This window comes from Gordonibacter sp. (genome assembly GCF_036667095.1).
Taxonomy (GTDB): Bacteria; Actinomycetota; Coriobacteriia; order Coriobacteriales; family Eggerthellaceae; genus Gordonibacter.
The window spans coordinates 1-10,381 of sequence record NZ_JAVWUP010000047.1; the positions used below are offsets into that span (position 1 = coordinate 1).

Genomic DNA, 10,381 nt, shown 5'->3' on the forward strand with positions numbered 1-10,381 from the left:
GAACAAATGTTTCACGTGAAACATTTGCCCCGCTGCAGATTTTCTGGAGCGAATTTCATGCTTGCATCTTTGTTCCATCTGTTATAGCATAAATATAACAAATCTGTTATCTGGAGTCAACGATAAAGGAGGAACTACCTATGAGGGACAACGAGGTGCAGCCGACAAGCCCGGTGCTCGCCGTCGAGGGTGTAGTGAAGACGTTTGGCTCGAAACGTGCGGTGAACGAGGTAAGCCTGGAAGTGATGCCGGGGGATATTTTCGGCTTCGTGGGGCACAACGGTGCCGGCAAGACGACGCTTATCCGCTCTATCGTAGGAGTGAGTAGCTATGATGCTGGCGATATACGCATTATGGGGCGCTCGGTGCGCACCGACCCTCTCTCTTGCAAGCGTGCCGTGGCCTACGTGCCCGACAATCCCGATATCTACGAGTTCCTCACCGGAATCCAGTATCTCAACTATATCGCGGACATTTTCGAGGTTTCGGCGGCCATGCGTCGCCAGCGCATCAGGGTGTATGCCGACCGCTTTGCGCTCACCGAAGCACTGGGCGACCTGGTGTCCTCGTACTCGCATGGTATGCGGCAGAAGTTGGCGCTGATCGGCGCATTGATGCACGAGCCGAAGCTGCTGGTGCTCGACGAGCCGTTCGTGGGATTGGACCCGGAAGCGTCGTTCAACATGAAGGAAATGCTGCGCGAGCTGGCCGAGCGCGGGTCAGCCGTGTTCTTCTCCAGCCATGTGCTCGAAGTGGTCGAGAAGCTGTGTAACAAAGTGGCCATCATCAAGCAGGGCGCGCTGCGCGCCTGCGGCCCTACTGCCGAGGTGGTGGGCGACGAAAGCCTGGAGGACGTGTTCCTGGACATGCTGGAACAGGATGCGAGGGCGGCAGAAGTCGGGCGGCCCGACGCGGCGACGACCGACGCGCGCTTGTCCAGGCAACCCGGTGAAGGGACGCCGGATGCCGGGCGGCCCGGCGCGGCGGCGCGACCTGCGCGCTCGTCTAAGCGCGTCGGTCGTGGACGGTAGGGGGTGGCGATGCGTTCGTTTATCCTGTTGTTGAAAATCCAACTGCTGGGCTTGTTCGGCATCAATAAGGCGCTGCACGCAGACCCAAAGAAAGCCAAGCGCTTGTTGGCGCTGGGTGCCCTTGCCGTCCTTGCCATCGTAGCGGTCGCCGTGGTGTACAGCGGTGGTGTGGCGGTGGGTTTGGTGTCGCTCGGCCTTGCCGAGGCGGTGCCGCTGGTGGCGGTGTTGGCGGGCTCGGTTATGGGTGCGGTCGCGGCGTTTCTCAAGGCGAACGGCGTGCTGTTCTCGTTCAAAGACTACGATTTGGTTCTCTCCCTGCCGGTGCCCCAGGTGAGCGTGATCATGTCGCGTATCGCATCGTTGTATGCCATGAGTGCGGGGTTCGGCTTGCTGGTGATGGTTCCCGCGTTTGTCGTCTATGCGGGTGCTGTGCCAGTCGGGGCGGTAGCGGTCATCGGTATGGTTACCGCTCTTTTGCTGGCACCCCTGTTGCCGCTATCTATAGCTATGGTGCTGGCGGCGCTTATCGCCGCAGTGTCGGCGCGCTTTAGACATGCGAACATTCTGGTGGTGCTTTTGTCGATGCTGACGGTCGTGGGTATAGTGGCGGGCTCGTTCGCGCTTTCCGGCCAGCAGGGAGATAGGGCTGCCTTGAGCGCGCTGGGTGCCCAGCTCTCCGAGCAGATTTCGTCGTTCTACCCGCCTGCAGCTTGGGCCACCTCCGCCATAGTGCAGGGCGACCTGCTTTCGCTTGCCACGTTTGCTGCGGTGTCCCTTGTTGCGGCGCTGGTGCTGATCGTGGTGCTGACGCGCGTGTTCGTGCCAGTGAACGAACTGCTGAAATCTACTCGTCCTCACCGCGTCTTCTCGTTCGATGCTGCCGACGGCGAGTGCACGGGTGCGGATGCTCGTGCTCGGTCGCCGTTCAAGGCGCTGCTGGTAAAAGAGGCGCGCATGCTGGTAGCTACCCCCATCTACTTCATGAATAGCTGCATAGGCTATGTGCTGGTGCTGGTGGCTGCGATAGCGGCGGTCGTCGCACGTGTGTTGGGTATGTTGGACCTAAGCGCCCTGCCGTCGGAATTGTCGCTGATGGTCGGCACTTTTCTTCCCTGGGCCGTCGCGTTCGGTATCGGTATCTCGTCGACTACGGCCCCGTCGGTTTCGCTCGAAGGGTCGGCCCGCTGGCTTATGCTCACGGCACCGGTTCCTGCGCGTACGGTGCTGGGCGCGAAAGCCGCATTGAACCTCCTGCTTGCGGTGCCGACCATTGTGGTGGGCGGCGTTTTGCTGGCAATCGCGTTTCCCTCCGATGCGGTTTCGGTGATCGCCCTGTTCGTGGTGCCGCTATCGCTTGCCTTGTTCGCTACGTTTGCAGGCCTCGCCCTTGATGCGCGGCATCCGCGCTACGACTGGACGACGGTGTACGAGCCGGTGAAGCGCGGGCTTCCCGTGTTCGGCGTTGTTATGGGCGGCATGGTTGTGGTGGCCTTGGGTATTGCGGCTACCGTAATGCTGGGCTTGGCGGCGTCGCTTGCCTATGCGGTGGTGGTTGGCGTTGCGTCGTTCGTGCTGTACGGCGGCACGCAGAGGAAAGGCTTGGCTGCATGAAGGCGATCGGTATCGTTCGGGTGCCGGCGAGGGCTGAGGGCGCGCATCGCAGAGCGAGGGGATGGGCGATCGGTGTATGATGTGGGTGAAGGAGGCACTATGATGATCATTCGCATAGACCAGAAGGCCGAAGAGCCGCTTTACCTGCAAATTCGCAGCCAGATTATCGCGGCCATAGCCACGGGCGAGTTAGAGCCCGGGCAGGCGCTGCCCTCGGTGCGCTCGCTTGCAGCCGATCTGGGTATCAACTTGCACACGGTGAACAAGGCCTATGCCGTTTTGCGCGACGAGGGCTATGTGCTTATGCGCGGGCGCTCGGGCGCCTCTATCGCCGACCCCTGCGAAGAGGACCGCGCCAATCGCACGCAAGCCGAGCTGGACAAGATGGAAGACGAGCTGTTCGCCTTGGCGCTGGGCCATCGTGCTCGCGGCGGATCGTGGGGGGAGTTCTTGGAGTGCTCGCAACGGCAGGCCGCACGCGCCTATGGTGCAGGCGAGCGTTGCGATGCCGATGGTGCGCCCGCTGCCTCGAAACACGCGGCACAGGGCGGTAGCGCCATCAAGCACGATGTGGCTACCTCGCCGGGCACTTTGCTGTAGGGAAGGAAAGCAAAACATGACCGAACAAGGAATGGACCCCACTGTCATGATGGCGCTCACGGCGCTCATCCTGCCCCTTGTGGGCTTCATGATGGCGGCAACGCCCTACCTCATGCGCCGCGGCGAGGTGTTCGCCGTTACGGTTCCCACGGCCGCTCAGCAAGATTCGTATCTCAAGGGCCTCAAGCGGCGCTATGCTGCGATCGTGGCGGCGGTGTCCCTTGTGCTCACGGCTGCGACGCTGGCGCTCGCCTTAGGCGGTGTGTATGCTGGCGTGATTGTCATGCTGGTGGTGGGCTCGTTTGCCATACTGGGCATCGGCTACGGCTTGATGCAGTTCTACCGTGCGAAAACGAAAGCCTACAAGCACAAGCAGGGGTGGGTTGCCGGGGCGCAGGAGTCGGTAGCAGTAGTGGACGACCGGCCTGTTCCCCAGGTCATTTCGTTGAAGTGGAACCTACTGTACCTGCCTATTATGGCGTTGACGCTGGCTATCGGGGTTTTGGGATATGCGCAGATGCCCGATCAGATTCCCCTACAGATGGGTTTCGACGGCAGCGTAAGCCGTTGGGCTGATAAAACACCGCTCATCCCTTTTATGCCGGTGTTGATCCAAGGATTTTTTGGGGTATGCCTGACATTCTCGCACTGGACTATCATGCGCTCGAAAAAATGGTCCGAACCCGGTGCTCCGGCCACGTCTGCCTTGGCTTACGGCATGTTCGCGCACGCTCAGAGCCTCTACCTGGTGGTGGGCGGATTGCTTATTGCGGGTGCTATGGCCACGATGCCGCTTACGTTTATCGGCATTATTTCTATGGGACAGGCGGCCGTCGGCATTATGGTGGCGGCTCTTGCTATGTGCATAGGGGCCATTGCGGTGAGCGTTGTGTACGGTCAGGCGGGTTCGCGTGTGTTTCTGCGTATGCAGGGTTCCGATACGCTGCTGGCCGACGACGACTCCCACTGGAAGTTCGGCATCTTCTACGTGAACCGTGACGACCCCAGCCTGTTTCTGCCCGAGCGCTTCGGCGTGGGCTGGACCACGAACTGGGCGCGCCCTGCTGTGTGGGCCCTCTTGGTTGCCGGCTTGGCGATAACCGCAGGATTCGTGGTGGCGGTGTTGGTGCTGTTCTGATGGCGTTGCAGGTGGCGTGAGGAAACCTGGCGAGGTGGAGGGACGCGGAAGCGATGGCGGCGGTTTTGCCAACCCTCGTTTTCATCAGGCACCCTGCGTTGCTTGCTTCGTTCGAAGGTGCATAGCTTGGCGAAACCGATCTTGAGAAAGGCCGGTTTCGCTGTGCAAGGAGTTCTATTCGCCCAGGGGAACGCTGCTGCTAAAAGTTCTGTTTGTGTATCTGGCTTGATTTCCGGTCAGGTGCAAGCCGCCTTCGCCTCAGCGAAGCGCCGTGAGGGCGCGCGCTTCGGCATCGCGGCCGGGGGCGGCGCAGGCGGTGGCAAAGGGCGCATTCTGGGGGTCGAGGCATTGTTCGAGAGGTACGCTTACGGGATGGAACAGCACTTCCACGCTGCCATCTGCCGGAGCCTTGCCGGCACGCGCGCGTGCGAAGGCGAGCTCGTCGAATGCGCGAACCAGTTGGGCATCGATCTCATCCATGCGCCCCGACAGCAAGACACCGCAGAACAGCGAGGTGGCGCAGCCTTTGGGCAGCTTGCCGCGGTTTTTCGCCCACAAGCGGGAGAGCAGCGCGCCTTTTGCGAGGTTGACAAGGGAGAGGCGCCGCAACGCCTGGCCGGAAGCGAGGTGGGGTCGCAGCGGCTCCACCGGGGTGCGCACGTATTCCACGGTGCAGCCGCAGGTGCGTGCCGCCGAGAGCAGCGCGTCGAACACCAGCGGGATGGCGTGCGTGTGCTGGTGGCTATCCAGGCGCAACGCGCCCTGTGCCGCAGGGAAAGCGGCCAGATAGCGCTTCAGCTGTGCCGTCAGCTCGCATTCCGTTTGGCGGCGCAACTCGTCGCGTTGCGCGCTGCGCGACTGCGCGAGCAGTGCCACGAAGTCGTTGCGGAAGGTGCCGCGTTCGTTTACGAGTAAGGGCACGCAGGTGGCCTCAGCGCACGGGCGGCCTTCGACCAGGTTCGCGTGCAGCCCCATCAGAAGCGAGCCGCTTGCAATGTGCGGCGCGGCGAGCGCGGCGGCTTCGGCGAGCGCAGGGCTGTTCGCAAAAACGCTCACACTGGAAAGGCACCCCGATCCTCCGCACGCATCGCTGAGCGCAAGGATGGCACGTGCTTGGTCTAGGGTTATGCCGTAGTCGTCGGCGTGAAATCGAACGGTCATCGCATACTTCGCAGTGCGGTGCCGACCGGCTTGCGAGAGCGTTGCCCAGCACGTCTCGCAAGGAGCCAGAACAACGTTGAGCGCCTATCCACACGTCTAGCGCGTATGCTGGCACGCGCACTAGACGTACTGCCTGTAGGCAGCACGCATGCCCTGTGAGGTAACTCTAGGTATTTTACGTAAGTTGCTTGCATGGTGTAGCACAATGATAAACTAGCGGACGCATGTGAGTATACGGAGAGGCCCGAAAACCAACATGAACTTCTCATTGATCGTTCCCAGCTATAACGAGGCGCGTAACTTGCCGACGTTCATTGCGGCTGCTACCGCATGCCTAGATGGCGAAGATCTGGACTATGAGTTAGTTTTCGTCGATGACGGAAGTTCGGACGATACGTCTGAGGTGCTCAAGCGCGAGATTGAGTCGTATCGGGCCGCCGGTTCGGGCCGTGCGGCGTTCGTGGTGGTAGAGCTTGCCCGTAACTTTGGGAAAGAAGCCGCGCTGCATGCCGGGCTCGAGCGCGCTACGGGCGATTGCATCGGCTTCATCGACGCGGACATGCAGCAAGACCCGCAGGTCGCCTTGAAGATGCTGCGCTTCCTCGACGACAACCCCGAAATCGATTGCGTTGCCGCCGTCCAGGAGTCGCGCAAGGAAAGCCTGCCTTTGCGCGCCTGCAAGAAGCTGTTCTATCGCGTGTTCAATGGCATGAGCGACACGCGTATCATCGCCGATGTGAGCGACTTCCGCGTGTTCCGCCGCCCCGTGGCAGAGGCGCTGCTTTCCTTGCGCGAGCAGTTCCGTTTCTCGAAAGGCTTGTTCGCCTGGGTGGGGTTCAGCACGCACGTTATGCCATACCAGGTGCACGAGCGCCTGTCAGGGAAAAGCAAATGGACGGTGCGCAAGTTGGTGTCCTATGGCTGGAACGGCGTGTTGGCGTTTTCTACGTGGCCGCTCAAGCTGGTTATGTATACCGGCGTGATACTGGCTTTGATCACCTTGTTCTTTTTCGGCTGGGACTTGTTCGAGAAGATGGCGTACAACTACGATATTTCCACCACGCAGCTGCTGGTGTATGTGGTGCTGCTGATGGGCGGCATCCAGATGTTTGTGCTGGGCATTCTGGGCGAGTACATGGCGCGCGCTTACATCGAGGCGAAAAACCGTCCCGTGTGTATCGTGCGCAATGAATACGCGTTTGCTGCTGCGGCGAATCAGGTGCCCTCCAAGGTGCGAGCGAGCGCTTCTACGGCTTCCGAGACGGAAGCGCTGTCGGATGATGCGGGGACCGGAGCTCGGTGCGCGTGAACGAAATTGAGCGCGTGAGCGGGGTTTGCGCGGGCGGGAGCGAGCGCAAGGGACAGGCGTGCACGATGGCGAAGTGCGAGGACTCCGCGCGCAGGGATGCGGGCGAGGAATCGGGCGGGAGTGAGCGCAAGGGGCAGGCACTGGTCTTGTCCTCACGGGCATTTCATCTGATCCTGCTTGCTGTCGGCACGGCGTTTCTGCTGGCGGGTGCGTTCCATGGCAATGTATGGTTCGACGAGTCGTATTCCGTGGGGATTGCGAACCACTCGTTCGCGGAGATATGGCGTATCGGCTCGGGTGACGTGCATCCGGTGCTGTTCTACTGGGCGCTTCACGTGCTGAACCTGGTGTTCGGGCAGAACGTACTGGTGTACCGTCTGTTTGCGCTGGCTGGGGCGGTGTCGTTGGCCGCATTGGGCTATACGCACCTGCGACGTGATTTCGGCTGGCGCGTTGGCGTGCTGTTCTCGTTCCTCGCGTTGTTCACCCCTTACGTAGCTACGATGTCGGTCGAAATACGCATGTACTCATGGGCTACGTTTACCGTGATGCTGTGCGCGATTTACGCATGGCGCATTTTCGGCGCGCAGCGTGCGGGCCGAGTAGCGCCGTTGCATTGCTGGCTTGTGTTCTTTGCGGCCAGCCTGGCCAGCGCCTACTTGCATTACTATGGCGTACTGGCGGCGTTCTCGGTGAACGCCTTACTGTTGGCTTACCTGCTGGTTGATGCGCTGCGGAAGCGCGGCGGGGCTGCGGTAGCGGGCGGCTTGGACGGTGCGCGCGCAACAAGAGGCCCCGGGCGTTGGCGCGCGGTGGGCGTGTTCTTTGCGGGTGCCGCCGTGCAGGTGGCACTGTACGCACCTTGGCTTTTGGTGCTGGTGGGTCAGATGGGCGTGGTGTCGGAAACATACTGGGCAAAAATCGTGTTCCCGACGACCTATATCGAGTTGGCCATGTACCCGGTCATGACGAGCCACGTGTCGTTCGCCTCGCGGGGAGCATATGGGGCGGCATGGCAGATGGCGCTCGAGGTGCTTTGGGCGGCGATGCTGCTTTGGGCGGTGGCGCTCGTGCTGTACGGGGGCTGGCGGGTTGTGGGGTATTTACGGCAGCGGGGGTCGCGGCGCAGTGCGACTTCGGTGAATTCTCGGACTCGCTTCGGGCGAAGGCTCGCCTCCGACAAGGTGCTTCCCGTACTTTGCGCGCTGGGCGTGTACGTAGGGGCAAGTGCCATCGCGTTCGTTCTGTCGGACGTCATGGGCTCGAACATCCTGTACTACCGCTATTTGTTCGTGAGCATCGGCCCTTTGCTGTTGGCGGTATCGCTGCTGCTAGCGCAGATTCGCAGCCGTATGCTGGTTGGCGGGGCGTGTGCGCTTATGTTGGCGGTCTCGCTGCTGAATCAGGTGCTGCTGGTGCGCGACAACTACGCCCCTGAGAATCGCGTACCCCTTGAGCGCCTCGCCGAAAGGGCTCCCGAGGTCGACTTGATCGTGTCGTCCGACATAGGCATCCAGGGTGTCATGGCGGTGACCTATCCCGCTATTCCCCAGGTGTATATGGACTGGCAGAAAGGCAACTGGGGTTTGGCTTACGAGTCATATGCCCCCACGCTGACCAGCAAAAAGTCATGGGAACTCATCCTGGATGATTTCCATGGCCGCTTTATCGTGCTCGGCCAGGCGCAAAACGCCGACGAGCCGCGCGACGTGGCCGATTTGCGGCAAAAGCCCGGCATAACGATGATTGACTCCCAGACGTACTACCGCCCCTACGAGCGCACCTACTTCACCATCGCGGTGATGGAGAAGGCGTAGGATGCCTGCTCGCACCTGCGGGGTGCGCCCTTTTCACCTTGTCTGGTTTGCTATGATGGTTCGCGACTGAAGAAGCGAAGGGCGGAACGACATGGCATTTATGATCGGGTGCGAGAAGGTACGGGTCGATTTTCCCACCAAGACGGTGTTCGACAGTGTGTCCCTGGGCGTGGAGGAGGGGGACCGCATCGGCATCGTGGGCCGCAACGGCGATGGGAAGTCAACGCTGTTGGCGCTGATCGCGGGCATGCTAGAGCCTGACGACGGGCGCGTGCTGCGCAACGGCACCGTGCGCGTGGGCGTGTTGGGACAAGCCGATGCCCTGTCCGACGACGACACGGTACAGCGCGCTATCGTGGGCGATTTGCCCGAATACGTGTGGGCGAGCGATCCTCGCATCCGCGACATCATTGCGGGGCTGGCTGCCGACATTCCCTGGGACGCGCAGGTGGGCACGCTGTCGGGCGGGCAGCGTCGTCGGGTGGATCTCGTGCGCCTGCTCATAGGCGATTGGGACGTGCTCGCTCTCGACGAGCCCACGAACCATCTGGATGTGCGTGCCATCACCTGGTTGGCCGGACACGTGAAAACCCGCTGGAAGCAGGGCGCGGGCGCACTGCTGGTGGTCACGCACGACCGCTGGTTCCTCGATGAGGTGTGTGGTCGCATGTGGGAAGTGCACGACCGTCTGGTCGAGCCGTTCGAAGGCGGGTTCTCGGCCTACATCATGCAGCGCGTCGAGCGCGACCGGCTGCTGAACCTGGCGGAACAGAAGCGCCAAAACGACCTGCGCCGCGAGTTGGCGTGGCTCTCGCGCGGAGCGCGGGCGCGCGCGACGAAGCCGAAATTCCACGTGGCAGCCGCCCAAGCGCTCATTGCCGATGTGCCGCCGCTGCGAAACGAGCAAGAGCTCAAACGCATGGCTATGGCGCGCCTGGGCAAGCAGGTGGTTGATCTGGAGCACGCCACCGTGCGTTTCGGCGAGCGCGTCGTGCTCGACGACGTGGACTGGCTTATCGGGCCGGGCGACCGCTATGGCATCGTCGGCGAGAACGGTGCCGGTAAGACGACGCTGTTACGCGTGCTGCAAGGCTTGCAACCGCTGGACTCCGGTCTGGTGAAAATCGGCAAGACGGTGCGCTTTGCCGTGCTGTCCCAGCACTTGGACGACCTGTCCAATTTGGGCGATGATCGCGTGCGCCAGGTGGTCGGCCGCTACAGCCGCCGCACCATGCTCGACGGCAAGGATATGACGCCGGGCCAGCTGCTGGAGAAGCTGGGGTTCACGAACGCGGATATGAACGAGCCGGTCAAAGATCTGTCGGGCGGGCAGAAGCGCCGATTGGCTTTGATGCTTATTTTGCTGGACGAGCCCAACGTGCTGGTGTTAGACGAGCCGGGCAACGATCTGGACACCGACATGCTGGCTATGGTGGAAGACCTGTTGGACAGCTGGCCGGGCACGTTGCTGCTGGTCACGCACGACCGCTACCTCATGGAGCGGGTGACCGACCACCAGTACGCGCTTATGGACGGCAAGCTGCGGCATCTGCCGGGAGGCGTGGACGAATACCTGAAGTTGACGGACGAGCGAAATCGGTCAACCTGTTCCGGTGGAGGGGTGGGGGGGGGGCGCCCGCGCCCACCCCCCCCCCCCCCCCGCCGGCGCCCCGGGGGGGGGGGGGGCCCCCCCCCCCCCCCCCCCCCCGCCGGC

At 62.0% G+C, this 10,381-nt stretch carries 8 protein-coding genes; 7 read left to right on the forward strand and 1 reads right to left on the reverse strand.

Going from position 1 to position 10,381, the window contains the following annotated elements:
• Positions 1–140: 140 nt before the first annotated feature.
• The 4 genes from RR842_RS06340 to RR842_RS06355 all read left to right on the forward strand — a co-directional run bounded on the left by RR842_RS06340 (position 141) and on the right by RR842_RS06355 (position 4,380).
• On the forward strand, positions 141–1,031 hold the full coding sequence (locus tag RR842_RS06340) for an ABC transporter ATP-binding protein (RefSeq protein ID WP_332522585.1): 891 nt from the start codon (positions 141–143) through the stop codon (positions 1,029–1,031).
• 9 nt (positions 1,032–1,040) lie between these two features.
• The gene (locus RR842_RS06345) at positions 1,041–2,642 is read left to right on the forward strand and encodes a hypothetical protein (RefSeq protein WP_332514815.1); all 1,602 of its coding nucleotides are present in this window, start codon (positions 1,041–1,043) and stop codon (positions 2,640–2,642) included.
• A 99-nt stretch (positions 2,643–2,741) separates the two neighbouring features.
• Positions 2,742–3,242: a GntR family transcriptional regulator gene (locus RR842_RS06350; RefSeq protein WP_332729272.1), complete on the forward strand. Its 501-nt coding sequence runs from the start codon at positions 2,742–2,744 to the stop codon at positions 3,240–3,242.
• Positions 3,243–3,258: 16 nt separating this feature from the next.
• A complete protein-coding gene (locus RR842_RS06355) occupies positions 3,259–4,380 on the forward strand; it encodes a DUF5808 domain-containing protein (protein WP_332522433.1) in 1,122 nt (373 codons plus the stop codon).
• 258 nt (positions 4,381–4,638) lie between these two features.
• Here the strand turns inward: RR842_RS06355 and RR842_RS06360 are convergent, their stop codons facing one another.
• Positions 4,639–5,541, reverse strand: a complete 903-nt coding sequence (locus RR842_RS06360; RefSeq protein ID WP_332565611.1) for a ChbG/HpnK family deacetylase — start codon at positions 5,539–5,541, stop codon at positions 4,639–4,641.
• Positions 5,542–5,797: 256 nt separating this feature from the next.
• Between RR842_RS06360 and RR842_RS06365 the strand changes: the two genes are divergently transcribed.
• The 3 genes from RR842_RS06365 to RR842_RS06375 all read left to right on the forward strand — a co-directional run.
• Positions 5,798–6,850, forward strand: a complete 1,053-nt coding sequence (locus RR842_RS06365; protein ID WP_332565612.1) for a glycosyltransferase family 2 protein — start codon at positions 5,798–5,800, stop codon at positions 6,848–6,850.
• Positions 6,847–8,667, forward strand: a complete 1,821-nt coding sequence (locus RR842_RS06370) for a hypothetical protein (RefSeq protein WP_332729274.1) — start codon at positions 6,847–6,849, stop codon at positions 8,665–8,667. The genes RR842_RS06365 and RR842_RS06370 overlap by 4 nt, the downstream gene beginning before the upstream one ends.
• Before the next feature lie 91 nt (positions 8,668–8,758).
• A partial coding sequence (locus RR842_RS06375; RefSeq protein ID WP_332729276.1) for an ABC-F family ATP-binding cassette domain-containing protein occupies positions 8,759–10,381 on the forward strand: 1,623 nt, incomplete at its 3' end.